The 20,086-nt window shown below is 34.8% G+C and carries 16 protein-coding genes; 9 read left to right on the forward strand and 7 right to left on the reverse strand.

The window, feature by feature from the left end:
• Positions 1-74: 74 nt before the first annotated feature.
• The gene (locus B5X55_RS09675; protein ID WP_079512420.1) at positions 75-644 is read left to right on the forward strand and encodes a DUF3109 family protein; all 570 of its coding nucleotides are present in this window, start codon (positions 75-77) and stop codon (positions 642-644) included.
• On the opposite strand, the gene B5X55_RS09680 is transcribed toward B5X55_RS09675, so the two are convergent.
• Both B5X55_RS09680 and B5X55_RS09685 read right to left on the reverse strand, forming a co-directional pair.
• Positions 637-2,619, reverse strand: a complete 1,983-nt coding sequence (locus B5X55_RS09680; protein WP_234999705.1) for a tetratricopeptide repeat-containing sensor histidine kinase — start codon at positions 2,617-2,619, stop codon at positions 637-639. The two genes, B5X55_RS09675 and B5X55_RS09680, sit on opposite strands and share 8 nt — an antisense overlap.
• 8 nt (positions 2,620-2,627) lie before the next feature.
• On the reverse strand, positions 2,628-3,362 hold the full coding sequence (locus B5X55_RS09685) for a LytR/AlgR family response regulator transcription factor (protein ID WP_079512422.1): 735 nt from the start codon (positions 3,360-3,362) through the stop codon (positions 2,628-2,630).
• A 474-nt stretch (positions 3,363-3,836) separates the two neighbouring features.
• Between B5X55_RS09685 and B5X55_RS09690 the strand changes: the two genes are divergently transcribed.
• The 3 genes from B5X55_RS09690 to B5X55_RS09700 all read left to right on the forward strand — a co-directional run bounded on the left by B5X55_RS09690 (position 3,837) and on the right by B5X55_RS09700 (position 8,509).
• Positions 3,837-4,370: a hypothetical protein gene (locus tag B5X55_RS09690; protein WP_079512423.1), complete on the forward strand. Its 534-nt coding sequence runs from the start codon at positions 3,837-3,839 to the stop codon at positions 4,368-4,370.
• 501 nt (positions 4,371-4,871) lie between these two features.
• The gene (locus B5X55_RS09695; protein ID WP_079512424.1) at positions 4,872-5,852 is read left to right on the forward strand and encodes a ribonucleotide-diphosphate reductase subunit beta; all 981 of its coding nucleotides are present in this window, start codon (positions 4,872-4,874) and stop codon (positions 5,850-5,852) included.
• A gap of 173 nt (positions 5,853-6,025) precedes the next feature.
• Positions 6,026-8,509 carry a ribonucleoside-diphosphate reductase subunit alpha gene (locus B5X55_RS09700; RefSeq protein WP_079512425.1) on the forward strand — a complete coding sequence of 828 codons (2,484 nt, stop codon included), beginning with the start codon at positions 6,026-6,028 and terminating at the stop codon, positions 8,507-8,509.
• A 566-nt stretch (positions 8,510-9,075) separates the two neighbouring features.
• On the opposite strand, the gene B5X55_RS09705 is transcribed toward B5X55_RS09700, so the two are convergent.
• The 3 genes from B5X55_RS09705 to B5X55_RS09715 all read right to left on the reverse strand — a co-directional run bounded on the left by B5X55_RS09705 (position 9,076) and on the right by B5X55_RS09715 (position 12,423).
• Positions 9,076-9,993: a hydroxypyruvate isomerase family protein gene (locus B5X55_RS09705; RefSeq protein WP_079512426.1), complete on the reverse strand. Its 918-nt coding sequence runs from the start codon at positions 9,991-9,993 to the stop codon at positions 9,076-9,078.
• A gap of 70 nt (positions 9,994-10,063) precedes the next feature.
• Entirely contained in the window at positions 10,064-10,711 is a 648-nt protein-coding gene (locus B5X55_RS09710) for a gluconate 2-dehydrogenase subunit 3 family protein (RefSeq protein ID WP_079512427.1), read from the reverse strand.
• On the reverse strand, positions 10,711-12,423 hold the full coding sequence (locus B5X55_RS09715; protein ID WP_079512428.1) for a GMC oxidoreductase: 1,713 nt from the start codon (positions 12,421-12,423) through the stop codon (positions 10,711-10,713). Before B5X55_RS09715 ends, B5X55_RS09710 begins: the two co-directional genes overlap by 1 nt.
• Before the next feature lie 172 nt (positions 12,424-12,595).
• Here B5X55_RS09715 and B5X55_RS09720 point away from each other — a divergent pair, with 172 nt between their 5' ends.
• The 4 genes from B5X55_RS09720 (at position 12,596) to B5X55_RS09735 (ending at position 16,567) form a co-directional block, all read left to right on the forward strand.
• Entirely contained in the window at positions 12,596-13,588 is a 993-nt protein-coding gene (locus tag B5X55_RS09720) for a sugar phosphate isomerase/epimerase family protein (protein ID WP_079512429.1), read from the forward strand.
• Between the two features lie 17 nt (positions 13,589-13,605).
• On the forward strand, positions 13,606-14,049 hold the full coding sequence (locus B5X55_RS09725; RefSeq protein ID WP_079512430.1) for a DinB family protein: 444 nt from the start codon (positions 13,606-13,608) through the stop codon (positions 14,047-14,049).
• A complete protein-coding gene (locus B5X55_RS09730) occupies positions 14,050-15,279 on the forward strand; it encodes a nucleoside permease (protein WP_079512431.1) in 1,230 nt (409 codons plus the stop codon).
• Between the two features lie 148 nt (positions 15,280-15,427).
• Positions 15,428-16,567 (forward strand): Gfo/Idh/MocA family protein, encoded by a 1,140-nt coding sequence (locus tag B5X55_RS09735; RefSeq protein WP_079512432.1) that lies wholly within the window; start codon positions 15,428-15,430, stop codon positions 16,565-16,567.
• 70 nt (positions 16,568-16,637) lie between these two features.
• Here B5X55_RS09735 and B5X55_RS09740 read toward each other — a convergent pair whose 3' ends face one another.
• Together B5X55_RS09740 and B5X55_RS09745 are read right to left on the reverse strand one after the other, a co-directional pair.
• Positions 16,638-17,096: an ASCH domain-containing protein gene (locus B5X55_RS09740; protein WP_079512433.1), complete on the reverse strand. Its 459-nt coding sequence runs from the start codon at positions 17,094-17,096 to the stop codon at positions 16,638-16,640.
• Positions 17,097-17,161: 65 nt separating this feature from the next.
• Positions 17,162-18,865 (reverse strand): GMC oxidoreductase, encoded by a 1,704-nt coding sequence (locus B5X55_RS09745; protein WP_079512434.1) that lies wholly within the window; start codon positions 18,863-18,865, stop codon positions 17,162-17,164.
• A gap of 158 nt (positions 18,866-19,023) precedes the next feature.
• Between B5X55_RS09745 and B5X55_RS09750 the strand changes: the two genes are divergently transcribed.
• Positions 19,024-20,076, forward strand: coding sequence for a sugar phosphate isomerase/epimerase family protein (locus tag B5X55_RS09750; protein ID WP_079512435.1), 1,053 nt, complete (start codon positions 19,024-19,026; stop codon positions 20,074-20,076).
• Positions 20,077-20,086: the final 10 nt, after the last annotated feature.

Genomic DNA, 20,086 nt, shown 5'->3' on the forward strand with positions numbered 1-20,086 from the left:
TGGTTGATTATTCTAGAAATATTCTAAGACCATTACTTTTTAAAAAATGTATCTTGCGGCCTTTAAATTAGACCATGTTTCAATTAGGAAAAACTATTGTATCAGAAGAAATCATCGAGAATGATTTTGTATGTAATCTTAACGCCTGTAAAGGTGGTTGCTGTGTAGATGGCGAAGCTGGTGCGCCAGTAGAGGATTCTGAAACAGAGATTATGGTTGATATTTATGCTAAAGTAAAACCCTTTTTACGCCCAGAAGGCATAAAGGTTATAGAAGAACACGGTGCATTTGTAAAAGGTGAAGATGGTGAGTGGGAAACTCCATTAGTGAATGGTAGTGAGTGTGCATATGTTATTTTTGATGAGCGCAAAATCGCTAAATGTGGTATCGAAGAAGCGTATAACCAAGGTAAGATTAAATGGAAGAAACCTGTTTCATGTCATTTATATCCAGTAAGGGTTAAAGAGTATACCGAGTTAACTGCTGTAAATTATCATAAATGGCAAATTTGTGACCCTGCTTGTTCATTAGGTGAAGAATTAAAAGTTCCGGTTTACAAATTTGTAAAAGAAGCTTTAATTCGAAAATTTGGTGAAGTTTGGTATAAGGAGTTAGAAGAAGTGGCGAAAGACCATCTCAAATAATTGGTATATAAATAACTATTTGGGTGCCAATTGGGTTGGTGTCATCATCGAATTTATCTATGATTTCAACATGAAAATAGTTCTCGTAATCACGTGAAAAATTTGCTAATCGTTCTTTAGTTATATCTATACCGACAGATTTTCTTTTTAGAACTTTACTGTCTTTAATCTTTTCGGCAGCATCTCGTCCTACTCCGTTATCGGTTATGTTTATTTCTATAAAGCCGTTTTTTCCTTTTTTGATTTCTAGGTCAATATTTTTTGCTCCATCTTTAGAAGATAGTCCATGCCATAAAGCATTTTCTAAAAATGGCTGTAAAATTAGAGAGGGTATCTTTATATTATGAGTGTTAATGTCATCTTTTACATAAACATTAAAATTGATTTCGTTAGAAAATCTAATGTTTTCAATATTCATGTAAAGGGCAACCGTTTCTAATTCTTCAGCTAGTGATATTTCTCTTTGTGAAGAAGCTTCAAGTATTTTACGAACTAGTTTTGAAAACTTATTTAGATAATGAACAGCATTTTTTTTCTCGTTATTTATGATATATAATTTAATTGAATTTAAAGAATTGAATAGAAAATGAGGATTCATTTGACTTCGTAACATACTTTGTTCTAAAGTCAATAATTTTTTCTCGGCATTTAACTGACTTTGTCTGTATAGTATATAAAGTATGCCTATTAACAGTATTAAGAAGATTGCTATAACGATTAAGATTGTCCTGTTTTTCCTAAGTTTTAAACGAACAGATTCGTTTTCTTCTGAGAGTCTTTGTAATTGATTAGTCTTAATTTGAGATTCATACCTCAAAATCATATCATTTACATATCTCAAATTTAAGGAGTTTGTAATTCCCTCTTCATATTTTTTAAACTCTTTATAATAGTTCATACCTTTTTCATAGTCATCACGCTTAATCCAAAGTTCAGATAGAAACTTATTTGCTTCGGCGATTTCAGCATTTATATCATAGGTTTTAGCCAAGTTAAGCCCAGCTTTTAAGTTTGTTTCTGCCGTTTCATAATCACCTAAATGTATCAACGCCCAGCCAAGATTAATATAGATAATGGTGACTATGTTTTGGTCTCCCAAAGCAATTGCCTTGTTAAGGTTTGTTTGTAATATGTTTATTGCTTCATTAATTTTTCCGTTGTGGACATAAACATGGGCAATGCTATAATTACAAATAATCTTTCCTTTTTCAGAATCGATTATTTCATTGTAAACTAGAGATTTTCTGAAGTTTTGAAGTGCAGGTTCTAATTTTCCTTGAGCTTCATAACACTCTCCTAAATTTTGGTGATTAATTGCGAGACCTAATTTATTGTCGAGTTCTCTTTCAATAATCATTGACTTTTCGAATTTTTCTATGGCGAGATCATATTGCTCTAGTAATTGATAAATATTACCAATACTATTTAGTGAAACATTTTTGCTTCGCTTTAGGTCATTACTAGGTTCAGTCACTGTTTCAGCTAATTCAAGAGCTTCTTGACTATAGTCGAGAGCAGATTTTACAGCTTCCGTTTTTCTATATACTACACTGATCATGTTAAGACTATAGACCCTAAATTCTATACTATTCGCATTGACGGAGATTTTAAGTGCATCTTGAAATAAATCTAATGCCTTTGGATATAAAGAAACATCGCTATAAATTCTACCTAATTGATTAAGTGCATAAGCTTGTCCATATAAATACCCTTTATCCTCAGATATATTGTCAACGTATCGAATTAGGGTACTATCTTTTCTAAATTCTTTTAAAACTTTATCAATTTCTTCATAAGTTTTAGGAGCTGCTGTTATTAGGCTATCGACCTTCTTTTTGAATGTTGAAGGTATGGTTTGAGAATAGTTGTATTGTATGAAAAATAGTGTGCTTAAAAAACAAAATAGGAAGTTGAGCCTGTTACTATGTGCTGAATTCTCAGAATTAGGCATATGTATTCGTAGTGGATTAAACATAAAATGGTTTACAACAAATCTAAAAAATCTGATTTCTTTTGTCTGGAAACCGGTATTTTATGGTTCGATTTTAGCACCACATAACCATCAGTTTTCAAGAATTCTTTTATTTTGTTTAGATTGATAATATAGGAATTATGAATTCTAAAAAAGGAGTCTGACGGTAATAATTCGTTTACTTCTTTTAATTTTTTAGTAAGCACAATTTTCTGACCATCTGTTAAAAATATCGTACTATAATTACCGTCAGATTCGGCGTATAGAATTTCGTCACTCTCAAGAAAAAGTAATTTGCCATCTGTATTAAGGGTAATTCTTTTATGAATGGATCTAGAATTGAAATTGAGCATTGCCATCTCTAATTTTTCGACAGAGAAATTTTTATTGTTGAACTTTTTTATTTTGGCAATAGTATTTTCTAGATCATCAGTGTCAATAGGCTTAAGTAAGTAATCTAAAGCTTCATTTTTAATTGCTTTTAGGGCGTATTGGTTGTATGCTGTAGTAATAACAACAGGAAAGTTTTTATTGGTAAGCTTTTGTATAAATTGAAATCCATCCATAGTAGGCATTTCAATATCAAGAAAAAGACAATCCGGAGTGTTTTTTTCTAAATATTCTAAAGCATCATGTGGGTTGGTGAAAGAGGCTATAACATTGATTTCATCACTGAAATTTGTGAGTTCCCAAGTTAAACTTTGCAATGCCTTTATTTCATCATCAACAATTACGGCTTGTAGCATATTAAAATTATATCAAGTTAGAAAGTTAGGAAAAATTAGGGGGTTCACTAGCTCTAAGACACAAATTTGTATCAATGGATGCTATTCTCGTATAATCGGTTGAAAAAGTAATAATGCTGATGCAATTCTCTCGATTCAATACTTTTGAAAGAAAAAGATTACAAAATTAACAAGTAGGAGTTCTCTTCAAATTTTGCATAGCCCGTTTACACAAAAAAAAGGACAGGTTATACAATACTAACGTAGCTTTTTCCATCTTAATTTACCTTTAGGCAACAAGTTAGAATTAGTTTAAACCTAATTAACATGAAAAAATGTAGCATAATGTTTGCGCTATTTATAGTGTTCTTGGTGATTGCTTCTAAAGTTTTGAAAACTGATAATCAATTAAGCGAAAATTTAGTTGTCGAAAATGAAATTAAGGAGCAACCGATTATTCGACCATGAATATTTTTTTACGTCAACATGTAATCTATGATTCCAATAGTAGGTAAGTCTCTAAAATTGTTTTTTTTCGGTTTTATACCGTTGTTTTTGTTTTCTAGTGGTTCTAAGCCGACTGTAGATTACCCTGCTCTTAAGAGTGGGTCGTGTCAGTTTAATGTCACGGGTAAATATAATTTGAAAATTGAGGGGGTAGCAACCTTTCAATATAGTGCCGAAGAAGATGAATTGGGCAATAGGCGCAACAAGCTAATGCTGAATTTTGTGCCGAATGGTAATGCTGAAGTGCAAACAATTGAATTTGTTATCGCTCAGAATGAAATGCTAACTGGATTTTATAGAATAAAAACTTTGAATGGCTTAATTAATGGGTTTGACGGTGTTTATGGTTTTGCCGATATGGATGGGCCGAATGAGCTTCCTTTTTTTATTAAAACAGGTGGTGTTAGAATTATTAAAAACTATAACGATGCTATTGATGGTAGTCTAGAGGTACAATTTAAAAATGCAAATGGAGAATCTTTGAATATCAAAGGTTCTTTTAGTGCGGTTACAAAAATATAATAGTAAAAACATAAGTACGGTTCTTTATAAAATAGTGTATGTTATTTTATTTCTGATGTTTTGAGCGCCAATATAAGTAAGGTTACGGCTTATCCGTATAATTACATTCTAAGAAAAGGTTTCGGGGGAACTACCTTTATTAGTCTTGGTGGGCATTTTTCATAATATGAGCATTAGAGGGGCCGTACATTTTTTGTAAATTCTTCCAAATCCCTAATATTCTTTCAAATAACATTAATAAACCATCTAGTATGATTTTTTATACTTTTTGGTTTATAATTGTTTTGTTTAATATTTAAAAAAGTTACTCCAAAGAATCGATTAGTCTTAGGGCAATGAACATCACCTGTGAGCCTAGATTTCAACATTTTGTGTTAAAAACTTTGTTGCCTAAATGCTAAAACACCCTTTAAAAATTGAATGCATTTTTGAATCTTTGTTAGTCCCTACAAGAAGGTAGAATTCAACTTCTTTACAATTAATTTTTTAAAATATAATTATATGTCCACAGCCCTAGAGCCTATTTTGGAAGAAAATGCAGACCGATTTGTTATATTCCCTATAAAACATCATGATTTATGGGATTGGTACAAAAAATGTGAAGCTTGTTTCTGGACAGCAGAAGAAATCGATTTAAGTGAAGACTTAAATGACTGGAATAATAAGCTGAATGATGACGAGCGGTACTTTGTTAAGCACATACTTGCTTTTTTTGCCGCTTCTGATGGAATCGTAAATGAGAATTTAGCTGAAAATTTTGTAAGTGAAGTACAATATGCCGAGGCCAAGTTTTTCTACGGATTTCAGATTATGATGGAGAATATCCATTCAGAAACATATTCTTTATTAATCGATACCTATGTGAAGGACGAGAAAGAAAAGAATATACTTTTTAAGGCTTTAGAAAATTTCCCTGCAATTAAGAAAAAAGCTGACTGGGCCTTAAACTGGATAGAGTCTCCAAGTTTTGCAGAACGCCTAATTGCCTTTGCGGCCGTAGAAGGTATTTTCTTTTCAGGTGCTTTCTGTTCAATTTTCTGGTTAAAGAAAAGAGGTTTAATGCCAGGCTTAACGTTTTCCAATGAGTTGATTTCTAGGGATGAAGGAATGCATTGTGACTACGCTGTACATTTGCATAACAAGCATTTAATTAACAAGGTGCCAAAAGAGAGAATCACCGAGATTTTGACTGAAGCACTAGACATAGAACGTGAATTTATTACAGAATCGTTACCAGCAAGTTTAATTGGAATGAATTCTAAATTGATGACACAGTACCTAGAGTTTGTTACTGATAGACTTCTTGTAGAACTGGAGTGTGATAGGGTTTATAATACGACAAACCCATTCGACTTTATGGATATGATTTCGTTGCAAGGAAAAACAAACTTCTTTGAGAAAAGAGTTGCTGAATATCAGAAGGCAGGCGTAATGAATAATGATGAAGAAGCACAGAAAATCAGCTTCGACGCAGATTTCTAAATATAATTAAAGTCTAAATATGGCCAGTACAAACTGGTAAGACTTTTGATCCATAGTAGAGAATAACAACTTTAATTTTCGCCTACACTTTTTAGTTACGCTTACCCTTACTAGCTAAAAATTGTGGGCTTTGATGACCAATAGTAATAACCTTTAAAAATAACAGTAGCCACATGTATGTATTAAAAAGAGACGGAAGAAAAGAGTTGATCATGTTTGACAAGATCACGGCTCGAGTAAGAAAATTATGTTACGGTCTAAATGGACTTGTAGATCCTTTGAAGGTGGCTATGCGTGTTATCGAAGGTCTTTATGATGGGGTTACGACCTCAGAATTGGATAATCTTGCGGCAGAAATCGCTGCAACAATGACGACATCTCACCCAGATTACGCAAAATTGGCTGCTCGTATTTCTGTTTCTAATTTACATAAGAATACAAAGAAGTCGTTTTCTGAAACAATGGAAGATCTTTACCTATACGTTAATCCAAGAACAGGTAAGAAAGCACCATTATTATCAGACGAGGTGCACAAGGTTATTGCGGATAATGCAGAGCTTTTGGATTCAACAATTATCTATAACCGAGATTTTGGTTACGACTACTTCGGTTTTAAAACATTAGAACGCTCATACTTATTAAAGTTAAACGGTAAAATTGCAGAGCGTCCACAACATATGTTAATGCGTGTATCTGTTGGTATCCATTTAAATGATTTGGATTCTGCAATAGAAACGTATGAGTTGATGTCTAAGAAATACTTCACTCATGCTACACCTACATTGTTTAATTCGGGTACACCAAAACCTCAAATGTCATCATGTTTTCTTTTGGCTATGAAAGATGATAGTATTGATGGTATATACGATACGTTGAAGCAAACTGCCAAGATTTCACAATCTGCTGGGGGTATTGGTCTATCTATACATAATGTTAGGGCTACAGGTTCTTATATTGCTGGTACAAACGGTACATCTAATGGTATTGTACCAATGTTACAGGTGTTTAATGATACCGCTCGTTACGTAGATCAAGGAGGCGGAAAGCGTAAAGGAAGTTTTGCTATCTATATGGAGCCATGGCACGCCGATATTTATGAGTTTCTTGACCTGAAAAAGAATCATGGTAAAGAAGAAATGCGTGCTAGAGATTTATTCTATGCAATGTGGATTTCTGATTTGTTTATGAGAAGGGTTGAAGCAAATGAAGATTGGACATTAATGTGTCCTAACGAATGTCCAGATTTGTATAATAGGCATAGTGAAGAGTTCGAAAAACTATATCTTAAATACGAGGAAGAAGGTAAAGGGCGTAAGAAAGTTAAAGCACGTGAATTGTGGGAGAAAATCTTAGAATCACAGATTGAGACTGGTACGCCATATATGTTGTATAAAGATGCGGCCAACCGTAAGAGTAATCAAAAAAACCTAGGTACTATACGTTCTTCTAACTTATGTACCGAGATAATGGAGTACACCTCGCCAGATGAGGTTGCAGTATGTAATTTGGCCTCTATAGCGTTGCCAATGTTTATTAAGAACGGAGAATTCGACCATAAAGAATTGTTTAAGGTTACAAAACGTGTAACTAAAAACTTGAATAAAGTAATTGATAGAAACTACTACCCAGTTAAAGAAGCAGAAAATTCGAACATGCGTCATAGACCAATAGGTCTTGGTGTTCAAGGTTTGGCTGATGCTTTTATAATGCTACGTTTACCATTTACAAGTGATGAGGCTAAGAAGTTGAACCAAGAAATTTTTGAAACCTTGTATTTTGCCGCAGTGACAGCATCTGTAGAATTGGCAAAAGAAGAAGGTCCTTATTCTACTTTTGAAGGTTCGCCAATGTCTAAAGGAGAATTTCAACACAACATGTGGGGAATTAAAGATGATGAATTATCTGGAAGATGGGACTGGGAAAAACTAAGAAAAGAGGTTGTGAAAAACGGGGTGCGTAATTCATTATTAGTTGCCCCTATGCCTACAGCATCTACCTCTCAAATATTGGGTAACAACGAATGCTTTGAACCTTACACTTCAAATATTTATACAAGGCGTGTGCTTTCAGGTGAATTCATAGTGGTCAACAAGCACCTTTTAGAGGATTTAGTTGGATTGGGAATGTGGAATGAGAACATGAAGCAAGATTTAATGAGGGCGAATGGCTCAATTCAACATATAGAGACGATACCAAAAGATATAAGAGAACTATATAAGACGGTTTGGGAGTTAAGTATGAAGGATATCATAGACATGTCTAGACATAGAGGATATTTTATTGATCAAAGTCAATCTTTGAATTTATTCATGGAGAACGCAAACTATTCGAAATTGACTTCTATGCACTTTTATGCGTGGAAAAGTGGCTTAAAAACGGGTATGTATTACCTACGTACTAAAGCGGCGGTAGATGCAATTAAATTCACCTTAGATAATTCTAAGAAGAAGGAAGCTCCAGTAGCTGAGGCTGTAGAGGCAGAAGTTGTTACATCTGTTGTTAATGAAGCGGTAGTGAGTGATGGAGGGACTGTTTCTAAGTTGGCTCCACAAGCTGAGTTAGATATAAAGCCAATGTCTCCACAAGAGATGAAGGAGATGATTGCAAGGGCTAAGGAAGGTCAAGCAGATGATGATTGTTTAATGTGTGGTTCTTAGTTGAACGGCAGATACATAATAAAAAAGACCCCTTAATTAAGGGGTCTTTTTTATTTACGGCTAAAGCCGAGGTTAAGTCAGGGGATTCTTATTTATCATTCTTGATATAGGGCTTCAACACAGTTGTAAATACTAATGCAGCTGCGTAGATTATCAAAATTGTTACGTACTTTTCCATAGCTTAAGTATTAGGGTATAAGATATATACGAATAAAATCTCCTTTTGGATTACGGAAATTTTATCGTGTCATTGAAAAGACTGTTAAATACCAATCGTAAATGATTTTTAAAATTTATCCATTTAAAGATTAGTTTCAATTGATATAATTCGAAAGAAGTCGTTTTTATGTTCTTATAGATATAATAAGATAATTTGGAGGCCAAAAATAATCCGATGTAGACGAGTAATGTGTTTAAGTATGGGGACATATACAAAAGAACGAATAAGTAGGTAAATTCTTACTTTTGTGATATGTATTTCATCGAAATATTATTTTTTTTCGATGAAATACATTTTTTGCCTTTCTTTAATTACTTTGAGAGGAAGGTTTTAAAGTTCTAGGATGTTATAAAAAGTTATCCTCTTGCTTATAAGCATCTATTACTGCTTGTTCGCCTTCTTTGCCATCTTTAGAGTTACCATGTTCCATTCCAAGAACGCCATCGAAACCTTTTTCATGAATCCATTTAAAAACGTTGCGGTAATTAATTTCACCTGTAGTAGGTTCGTTTCTTCCAGGGTTGTCTCCAATTTGGATATAGGCTATTTCATTCCAAGTAAGTTCCATATTATGTATTAGATGCCCTTCATTCTTTTGCATATGATAGATATCGTACAATATCTTACACGATGGGCTATCTACACCTTTACAAATCAAATACGTTTGTTCAGAGGTCTGCAAATGAAGATCAGGAGAATCTGACAATGGTTCTAATACCATGGTCAATCCGTGTGGTTCAAGAATCTCTGCACCTCGACGCAATGCTTCTATTACATTGGCATTTTGAATACCGATTGGCAAGTTTCTTTCATAACCACCAGGTACAACAGTCATCCATTTCGCATTTACCCGTTTTGCTGTATCCACAGCTCTTCTGCATCCATCTAAAAAAATATCAAGATGTTCTTGTTTGCCAGCTGCCAAAGTATTTGCCATGTTACCACCTTTATCTACAACAAAAACCCCCATCGTCATGCCTCGTTTGGCCAAAGTGTCACCCATCTTTTCTTGTACGGCTTTATCGCGGCTCATCATTCCATTATCTTCAAATGCAGTAAAGCCTTGATCTGCCATAAAATTTAGCTGATCAATGGGATCATCACCGGCGAGATGTTTGAACATACCTAAATGTGGTGCGTATTTCAAATTAAATTGATGAGCATTCCCAGCACTAGTAAATTGGTTAGCGTAAGTTAGGGTGCCGGTTAATGACAACGCTCCAGTACTTAAGGCCGTTTTTTGAATAAAACTTCTTCTTTTCATTGGTTAGGATTTAAAAAGCCAAGAGTCATAAAATATAGGACCCTTGGCTTTAAGATATAAAATTATTGCCTTATAAAGACCAGGCCTTTCCACCTGTTAGCTCTTGAACATCACCACAAGCAATATACTCGCCAGGTACTGGTAAATAGGCTAAAACTTCTTCACCTACATATTCAGATGCCTTGTAACCCCAAATAGTTAGACCACGTAAATTATTTGCAAAAGCAAACCTTGTCGTCTCGTCATCTAATGCAGAAGTTTTACCTTCTACTAATGCTTCGGTATAACTGGTTATTGAATCATTCATTTTTATTTGGTCATCCTTGGAATATTTTAAGGAACTAGCTAAGACTGGCTCCAAATCTTCAGCGGTTAAATCTGCGGCTTTTTCTTTGCCAGAATCAGCTAAAGCTTTATCTAAAAATTTTCCCATTGACATTTTGAAAAAATCTTGTTGTTCTTTCTCCATTACATCATTGGCGAATTTATCAATAAATATATTGACATTAACCTCCGAAGCCGATAGGGTATCAGTTTTAGGTATAATGATGTCTACTAATTTGGTCAATACATTTCCTTCGTCTTGTGTTAAGAATTCGGGTGTCCAAGTTATTACAGGTTCACTCTTACAACTTTGTACAATTCCTAATAGTGTTGGGGTGGCCACCATATATCCAAGTGACAGCCCCATATTTTTCAATACACGTCTTCTATCCATTATATATTTCCTTTTTTAAGTTCTTGAACTGCATGGTCTGCAGCTCTGGCCGTAAAGGCCATGTACGTTAATGATGGGTTTACACAATTTGCGGAGGTCATGAAAGAACCATCTGTTACATAAACATTTGATACATCATGTAATTGGTTGTTGCCATTCAATACAGAAGTTTTTCTATCTCTACCCATACGTGCGGTTCCCATTTCATGAATTCCCAATCCAAGAGCACCTGGATTATCATAAGGAGTAACATCTTTTAAACCTGCTTTTGTCAACATGTCGACTGCAGATTGTTTCATGTCTTCACGCATTTTCCATTCGTTTTCTTTGAATTCTGCATCAAACGTAACAGTTGGTAAGCCCCAATCATCTAATTTATCATAATCTAAAGTAAACCTGTTTTCTTCATAAGGAAGAACTTCGCCAAAACCGGTCATACCGAATTGCCATCCACCAGGTTTTAATACCGCATCTTTTAAATCTTTACCATAGGCCAACTCGGCTACAGTGTCTTCCCAATTACCTCTAGAAGCACCACCTTGGTAGCCAAAACCTCTTTTGTATTCAGACTGTTCAGATTTTCCTCCCAAGTTTCTAAATCTTGGAATGTAGATACCACTTGGTTTACGACCTTTATAATAATTATCCTCAAAACCATCAAATTTGCCACTTGCACCAACACCTAAATGGTGATCCATGATATTACGGCCTAATTGGTCTGATTCATTACCCATTCCATTAGGGAACGTATCAGATTTTGATTGCATTAAAATTGAGGTAGAAGCGATTGCCGATGCACAAAGAAAAATTACTTTGGCCTTAAATTCAAAAGTTTCTTTGGTATTTGCATCAATAACTTTTACACCAGTTGCTTTTTTAGTATCGGGATCATACATTATTTCGTGTACAATTGAATCAGGTCTTAGTGTCATGTTCCCAGTCGCTTCTGCTGCTGGTAGGGTAGAAGAAAGACTACTGAAATAAGCGCCAAAAGGACACCCTCTTATACATCTGTTTCTAAATTGACATTTACTTCTGCCGTCAAACTGTTTTGTGCCAGTTAAGTGAGCTGTACGACCTGCGGTTACAACGCGACCATCAAAATTTTCTGCTACTTTTTCCCTAAAATGTTGCTCTACACAGTTAAGTTCCATCATAGGTAAAAACTCACTATCAGGCAACTGTGGTAGGTTCAATGCCTCTCCACTAACTCCTATGTAGGTCTCTACTTTAGAATACCAAGGTGCTATATCTTTATATCTTACAGGCCAGTCAATTGAAATACCTTCCTTTTTATTGGCATTAAAATCAATATCACTCCAACGGTAACTTTGACGCCCCCATTGTAAAGAACGACCTCCCAAATGATAACCACGCATCCAATCAAATCGTTTGGTTTCGTTGTATGGATGTTCTTTATCATTTACAAACCACATGTGGCTTGCCTGATTAGTAGTATATCCAGTTCTATTTTGCTTAGGTTGTTGTTCAATTATTTCCTTAGTTGCCTCACCACCATTTGGAAAATCCCATGGGTCTTTGTTTGCAGTTACATAATCATCTATATGCTTTACCATACGACCACGTTCTAAAACTAATGTCTTTAGGCCTGCTTCACATAATTCTTTAGCAGCCCAACCACCACTAATTCCCGTTCCTACAACAATGGCGTCATAGGATTCTTGTTCTTCGTTATAATAAAATTTGCTCATAAAAGTTGTTTATTCTCTAAATTTATTAAATATAAAATTAATTCTATACATTTAATGTCCATTCTTCTTGCGAAATTCGCTAAAATTAGAATCTAGTTAGATTAATGTATCAATTATTAATTTTAACGTTAACTGTTAAGGTTATATTTCAAACAACAACAAACTACCAAACATGAAAAGAAAAAGTTTTATTCGAATTGCCTCTGCTGTAGGTATTGGAATCTCGTTACTAGGAACTTACGCTTGTAAGGAAACGAAAAAAGAAAAAGTAGAAGATTCTGAAATCATTGTAAGTGATAGTAACTCAGAGCCATTTTTTGAGTTATCATTGGCACAATGGTCCATGCATAAAATGATTAATGAAGATGGTGTGGATCCATATTCTTTTGCCGAAAAAGCAAAAAATTGGGGATTTACCGGACTTGAATATGTTAGTCAGTTGTATAATCCTGAATTGGCAGATGCAAATTATTCTGAAGAGGCAATGGCAAATTTTGTTGCTAAATCTAATGCAGAGGCGAAAAAGTACGGTATGAAGAATGTTTTGATCATGATCGATGGTCAAGGTAATTTAGCCGTTAATGATGAAACCGAAAGAAATGAAACGGTCGAGAAACATAAGAAATGGGTTGATGCGGCAGCTGCTATGGGGTGCCATGCCATTAGAGTTAACCTATCGGGTAGTAATGTACCAGAAGAGTGGATTAAGAATTCTGTCGACGGATTGACTAAGTTAGCTACTTATGCGAAAACCAAAAACATAAATATATTGGTAGAGAACCATGGCGGCTTATCTTCTAACGGTGAACTTCATGCAGAAGTAATGAAAACCGTAAATATGGATAACTGCGGAAGTCTGCCTGATTTTGGCAATTTTTGTATAGAACGCAAACCAGATAGTTGGGATTGTTTAAAGGAGTATGATAAATACAAAGGTGTTAAAGAATTAATGCCATACGCTAAGGCGGTAAGTGCAAAATCTAACAATTTCGATGCTGATGGATATGACACTGGTATAGATTATGTACAAATGCTAAAAATTGTTAAGGAAGCTGGATACACCGGGTTCATTGGTGTTGAATTCGAGGGTTCTGAAATAAGCGAGGAAGCTGGAATAATTGCTACCAGAGATCTTTTATTAAAAGCAGCAAAAGAAATAGAATAATCTAGACAGAATCGAATATGAAGGCCTTTTTTAATGAAATTTTTGATTACAATTTTCAGTGTAACAAAAAACTTATCGATGAATGTTTAGGACTATCTGAGGTGTCACCAAAAACTAAAAGTTTATTTAGTCATATATTAAATGCACACCATATTTGGAATGCTCGAATATTACAAAAGGCAACTGAGTATGATGTTTGGCAAGAACATGATATTAAAGATTGGGCTGATATACATTATGAGAATCAACGCAGCTCTTTTGAAATTTTAACCAATGCTGACAGATTTGATAAGCGTATAGATTATGAAAATTCTGAGGGTAGACTTTTTACCAATACCTTAAAAGACATGCTGTTTCATATTGTAAATCATTCTACGAATCATAGAGGTCAAATAGCTGTAGATTTTAAAAGTAATGGTATAACTCCTTTAGGGCTAGATTATATTCATTATAAAAGATAGATGAAAAACAAAGTCAGAGTACAACTTTGCTTAATGATGTTTTTAGAGTTTTTTATCTGGGGCGCATGGTTTGTTACCCTTGGTACATTTCTTGGAAATAATTTAAAAGCTACAGATGGTGAAATCGCATTGGCATTTTCCACACAATCTTGGGGAGCAATAATTGCTCCCTTTGTTATTGGAATTATTGCTGACAGATATTTTAATGCTGAGCGTATATTAGGAATTCTACATTTACTGGGCGCTGTACTTATGTACTTCATGTACGAAAGCACAGAATTTAGCGGGTTTTATATCTTAGTCTTAGGGTATATGATTTTATATATGCCTACTCTGGCTTTAGTTAATTCAGTATCGTTTAATCAAATGAAGAACCCAGCGAAAGAGTTTTCAATGGTTAGGGTGTTTGGAACGTTAGGATGGATAACAGCCGGACTTTCAATCAGCTATGTTTTTTATTGGGACCATGGCACTAATATTGACCAAGGTTTATTGAAGAATACTTTTTTAATGACCGCAATTGCATCTTTAATTTTAGGAGTGTTCAGTTTTATGTTACCAAAGACACCGCCAAGAGCTGCAAAGTCAGAAAAATTTAATATCAAGGAAATTTTAGGTCTAGATTCTTTACGTCTTTTTAAAGACCGAAATTTTTCAATTTTCTTTATCTCGTCAGTTTTAATATGTATCCCGTTGGCATTCTATTATCAAAATGCAAATCCTTTTCTAGTAGAAATGGGAATGGAAAATCCAACAGGTAAAATGACGATAGGGCAAGGTTCTGAAATTCTATTTATGTTGTTATTACCTTATTTCTTTACCAAATTCGGTTTTAAGAAAACCATTCTCGTTGCCATGGCTGCTTGGGTGGTACGTTACGTATTGTTTGCCTTTGGTGATGCTGAAGGTTTGGGTGTTTCGTTGCTACTAGGTATTGCACTTCATGGTATATGCTATGATTTTTTCTTTGTCTCAGGGCAAATTTATACAGACAGTAAAGCCGGTGAAAAATTTAAAAGTTCTGCCCAAGGTCTTATAACATTAGCAACTTATGGAGTTGGTATGTTGATTGGTTTTTGGATAGCTGGTAAGATATCAACGGCCTATCTTTTAAATGATGGGAAACATGTTTGGGAAACCATTTGGCTATATCCGGCTGGTTTTGCCTTAGTGGTTTTTGTTTTGTTTGCGATTTTCTTTAAAACCGAGAAAATAGACTATCGGTCTTAGATAAATTCTTTAATTTAAACGCCTGAAAATTGTTTCTTAAGGAATGGCTTACCTGTTTCTTAATAGCTAGATAATTTTCAAAATTCAATAATTATATAAATCCATACGGATTTTAGAGAATAATATTTTCAATTTAAACCACAATAAAATGCCAAAGAAAATACGCTTAGGAATATTAGGAGGGGGAGGCGATTCCCTAATAGGAGTACTACACAGAGTAGCTTCACATATTAATGACAATTATCAAATTACAGGCGCGGTATTCAATCCAGATTTTGAATCAAATATGGCTTTTGCGAAGGAAATAGATGTGCCTTTGAATAGAATTTATAAAGATTTTGATACTTTAATAGAAGAAGAATTAAAGTTGCCAAAAGATGAACGTATTCAAGTATGTTCAATACTTACGCCAAACTTTTTGCACTATCCAATGGCCAAGAAATTATTGGACAATGGATTTCATGTTATCTGTGAAAAACCAATGACAACTTCTTTGGACGAAGCGAAAGATTTGCAAAAGGCTCATGAGAAGGCGGGTACAGTTTTCGCTTTGACCCATACATACACAGGTTACCCAATGGTGCGTCAAATGCGTGAAATGATTAAAGCTGGTGCTTTAGGTAAAATTCATAAAGTTGATGCGGTGTATTACCAAGGGTGGATTAATACCATTATTCATGATAAAGAGAAAAGATCTTCTGTTTGGAGATTAGATCCAAAAAAAGCAGGTATAAGTTCATGTATGGGTGATATAGGTGTTCATGCCTTTAACCTTGTAGAATATACAACAGGTCTTAAGGTGAATGAATTACTTTGTGACTTCAATTATCTTTACGAGGATAATAAAATGGATGTTGACGGTACTGTTCTTATACGAATGAGCGATCATGTTAAAGGTGTAATAAGAGGAAGTCAAGTTGCTACCGGAGAAGAGAATGGTTTGGCCATTGCTATTTACGGTGAGAAAGGTGCTTTTAGATGGGAGCAGGAGCGTCCAAACTTTTTATATAAATTGAGTGATACAGAACCAACCCAAGTGTATAAGCCAGGTCATGCTTACAACTCTGAATTATCGTTAGATGGAACAAAACTACCTGCTGGTCACCCAGAAGGAATTTTTGATTCTATGGCAAATATTTACAAAGGAGCTGCAAGGGCAATAAGAGGTGAGAAATATAATGACGGCGAATTTCCAACAATGAAAGATGGTGTTCGTGGTATGAATTTCATTGAAGCTACAGTAGATTCTCATAAAAATGGAAATACTTGGGTTGCATTAGAAAAATAATCAACTTAAACTAATACATAAAAGAGCCGCATTATGCGGCTCTTTGTATTTGGTAAAATATTGATATCGTTTAATAAACCTTTTCAAATTCTTGACAAATAATAATCATACTCTCTCTAGGTTCTCTCCCGAATTTTTGTAACTCTCTTGTGTAGTAATCCCAATGTGTTTTTTTCCAGTAGTCAAGTGATTTATCACCTTCACCCTCTATTTGGGCGTAAGCGGTATCAATACTAAAATAAGGTTTGAGTTTTACATTGGTTGTGCGAACAATGCATTGAGCTTCACCACTCCAATTAGTAACTACGATAAAGTCTCCTATTTTAGGTAGTTTTTCATTGCGATTTTGTAAGCCGAGCAAAGAATATGATGTTGCTTTTTTTACCCCTTTTTTTGTTAGGTCTGCCAACGTATTGGCATCTATTTCATTATCACCAAAAAAAGTTGTTGAGGGTGCATGTTCAAATGCATGTTCTAAATGTGCATTTAAATAATTACCCCACATATTTCTGGCCGAAGCATTTTCCATAAGCTAATATTTACTTTACTGTAACGAAATTAGTTGTCGTTATAGTTTAAATTGTAATTAAATAATTAAGAAAATTTACCCGCCTTTAATTGTTCGGCAGCATGGTTAGCTGCTCTTGCGGTAAATGCCATATAGGTTAGTGATGGGTTTACACAGCTTGACGAAGACATAAAAGCACCATCGGTTACATATACATTTGGAACTAAGTGAACTTGATTGTTTTTATTTAAAATGGAAGTTTTAGAGCTATGACCCATTCTTGCGCCACCCATTTCATGTATGCCTAATCCTGGTCCTGTTTTTTGATCATAGACATTCACATCTTTAAATCCTGCAGCATTGAACATGTTTGCGATTTGTGTTTTAATATCTTCACGCATATTATATTCATTTTCCTTGAATTCAACATCAAATGCTAATTGAGGTAAACCCCATTTATCTTTTTCGGTCGGGCTAAGTGTTACTCTATTGTCATCATAAGGTAAGAACTCTCCAAAACCAGTAACTCCAATAGTCCAATGACCTGGTTTTAGTATTTGCTCTTTTAGATCTTTACCGTAATTCATTTCTGCTATATTCTCAGACCAATCACCTCTACTTGCTCTACCTTGATAGCCAAAACCTCTTAAGTAATCTTTCTTTTTAGTTTTCTCATCCAGATTTACAAACCTAGGGATGTAAAATCCGGTCGGTTGTCGACCTTTATAATATTTGTCTAGATACCCATCTACTTTGGCCGATGCTCCAAGCTTATAATGATGATCCATAATTCCTCTACCTAAGGCATCAGAATCATTGCCCAACCCATTCGGGAACCTTTCAGATTTTGATTGTAGTAATATGCCTACTGAAGCCATGGCCGATGCACAAAGGAAAATAACCTTTGCTTTAAATTCAATTTTTTCATTGGTTTCGGCATCTATAACTCGAACTCCGGTTGCTTTTTTAGTAAGGTCATCATACATTATTTCATGAACTATTGAATTTGGTCTCAAGGTCATATTGCCTGTGCGTTCGGCAGCAGGTAGAGTAGATGAGTTACTGCTGAAATAACCTCCGAAAGGGCATCCTCGCCAACAGCGATCTCTATTTTGACAAGTACCTCTACCTTCAAAAGTTGCATTTGGGTCGGTGATATGAGCCGTGCGTCCAATTGTAATCAAACGGCCATCATCAAACTTCTCTGAGGTGCTTTTTTTAAAATCTTCTTCAACACAATTTAACTTCATGGGCGGTTGAAATTTACCATCGGGTAAAACTTTCAATCCTAAGTTTTCACCACTAACACCAATATACTCCTCTACTTTATCATACCATGGCGAAATATCTTTATATCTAACGGGCCAGTCAACTCCAATTTCTTCTTTCTTATTGGCTTCAAAATCAATATCACTCCATCGATAACTTTGACGCCCCCAAGTAAGTGATCTTCCGCCTACTTGATAACCTCTTATCCAATCGAATCTTTTGGTTTCTACATAAGGGTGATCTAGGTCGTTTACAAAAAAGTGTTTCACATCTTGTTTTGGAGCCCAATTTACACGCGACTGCTTTTGATATTTTTTCTTTTCCTCTTTAGATAATTCTCCCTTTAAAGGATAATCCCAAGGGTCATCATTCATGGTTGGGTAGTCTTCAATGTGTTTTACCATACGACCACGTTCTAAAACAAGGGTTTTTAATCCTTTCTCAGTTAATTCTTTAGCTGCCCAACCACCACTTATTCCTGTGCCAACAACAATTGCGTCGAATATTTCATTTTGATTCATGCTTGAATTTTTATCTTTTTCTATTGGTATTCCCTATATTTATAGCAAATCTTCATGGTATTGTGACTAACGCATTACAATTCTTAAATATAATATAATTTGACATATATAAAGTGTTGAATAGAGGAACTAAATCAAACAACAGATAGTATATTTTTATGAAAACAATCAAAGGACCAGCCGTATTTTTAGCACAATTTGTAGATAGTAAAGCACCGTTTAATACCTTAGATGGTATGTGTAAATGGGCTTCTGATCTTGGGTATAAAGGAATTCAAATTCCTACTTGGGAAAGTTTCTTAATCGATTTGGATAAAGCGGCCGAAAGTCAGGATTATTGTGACGAGTTAAAAGCTAAGGTGAATTCTTACGGGTTAGAAATAACAGAACTCTCTACTCACTTACAAGGTCAATTAGTAGCCGTACACCCAGCATATGATTTAATGTTTGATTCTTTTGCGCCAAAAGAAGTACACGGTAAACCAAAAGAAAGAACAAAGTGGGCTGTAGAAACAGTAAAGAAAGCGGCAACGGCGAGTAGACGATTAGGGTTAAATGTACACGCTACATTTTCTGGATCACTATTATGGCATACAATGCATCCTTGGCCACAAAGACCTGCGGGTTTGGTTGAAATGGGTTTTGAAGAATTGGCAAAAAGATGGACTCCTATTTTAAATCATTTTGATAAAGAAGGTGTTGATGTATGTTATGAAATTCACCCTGGTGAAGATTTACATGATGGCGATACGTTTGAGCGTTTCTTAGAGGCTACCGGTAATCATAAAAGAGTAAATATTCTTTATGACCCTAGTCATTTTGTTTTACAGCAGTTAGATTACATCACATACATAGACCACTATCATGAGTTTATAAAGTCTTTTCATGTTAAGGATTCAGAGTTTAATCCAACAGGTAAGAAAGGCGCTTTTGGGGGTTATAATGATTGGGGTAACAGAGCAGGTAGATATCGTTCTTTAGGTGATGGTCAAATAGATTTTAAAACAATATTTTCTAAACTTACCCAATACGGTTGCGATGTTTGGGCTGTAATGGAATGGGAATGTTGTATAAAGAGTCCTGAACAAGGCGCTCGTGAAGGAGCAAAGTTTATACAAGACCATATAATTGAAGCAACGGAGAAAACATTCGATAATTTTGCTGGTGCTGAAATAGATAAAGAGATGTTGAAAAAAATGTTAGGACTTTAAATAGAAGTGA

The sequence above is a fragment of the Maribacter arcticus genome, assembly GCF_900167935.1.
Lineage (GTDB): Bacteria > Bacteroidota > Bacteroidia > Flavobacteriales > Flavobacteriaceae > Maribacter > Maribacter arcticus.

What these genes read in the sequence shown, in the direction of transcription:
- B5X55_RS09740 (WP_079512433.1), bottom strand. Translation starts at nt 17,096, where the DNA reads ATGGAAAATGCTTCGGCCAGAAATATGTGGGGTAATTATTTAAATGCA.
- B5X55_RS09750 (WP_079512435.1), top strand. Translation starts at nt 19,024, where the DNA reads ATGAAAACAATCAAAGGACCAGCCGTATTTTTAGCACAATTTGTAGAT.
- B5X55_RS09695 (WP_079512424.1), top strand. Translation starts at nt 4,872, where the DNA reads ATGTCCACAGCCCTAGAGCCTATTTTGGAAGAAAATGCAGACCGATTT.
- B5X55_RS09745 (WP_079512434.1), bottom strand. Translation starts at nt 18,865, where the DNA reads ATGAATCAAAATGAAATATTCGACGCAATTGTTGTTGGCACAGGAATA.
- B5X55_RS09690 (WP_079512423.1), top strand. Translation starts at nt 3,837, where the DNA reads ATGATTCCAATAGTAGGTAAGTCTCTAAAATTGTTTTTTTTCGGTTTT.
- B5X55_RS09710 (WP_079512427.1), bottom strand. Translation starts at nt 10,711, where the DNA reads ATGGATAGAAGACGTGTATTGAAAAATATGGGGCTGTCACTTGGATAT.
- B5X55_RS09685 (WP_079512422.1), bottom strand. Translation starts at nt 3,362, where the DNA reads ATGCTACAAGCCGTAATTGTTGATGATGAAATAAAGGCATTGCAAAGT.
- B5X55_RS09715 (WP_079512428.1), bottom strand. Translation starts at nt 12,423, where the DNA reads ATGAGCAAATTTTATTATAACGAAGAACAAGAATCCTATGACGCCATT.
- B5X55_RS09720 (WP_079512429.1), top strand. Translation starts at nt 12,596, where the DNA reads ATGAAAAGAAAAAGTTTTATTCGAATTGCCTCTGCTGTAGGTATTGGA.
- B5X55_RS09680 (WP_234999705.1), bottom strand. Translation starts at nt 2,619, where the DNA reads ATGTTTAATCCACTACGAATACATATGCCTAATTCTGAGAATTCAGCA.
- B5X55_RS09700 (WP_079512425.1), top strand. Translation starts at nt 6,026, where the DNA reads ATGTATGTATTAAAAAGAGACGGAAGAAAAGAGTTGATCATGTTTGAC.
- B5X55_RS09705 (WP_079512426.1), bottom strand. Translation starts at nt 9,993, where the DNA reads ATGAAAAGAAGAAGTTTTATTCAAAAAACGGCCTTAAGTACTGGAGCG.
- B5X55_RS09675 (WP_079512420.1), top strand. Translation starts at nt 75, where the DNA reads ATGTTTCAATTAGGAAAAACTATTGTATCAGAAGAAATCATCGAGAAT.
- B5X55_RS09735 (WP_079512432.1), top strand. Translation starts at nt 15,428, where the DNA reads ATGCCAAAGAAAATACGCTTAGGAATATTAGGAGGGGGAGGCGATTCC.
- B5X55_RS09725 (WP_079512430.1), top strand. Translation starts at nt 13,606, where the DNA reads ATGAAGGCCTTTTTTAATGAAATTTTTGATTACAATTTTCAGTGTAAC.
- B5X55_RS09730 (WP_079512431.1), top strand. Translation starts at nt 14,050, where the DNA reads ATGAAAAACAAAGTCAGAGTACAACTTTGCTTAATGATGTTTTTAGAG.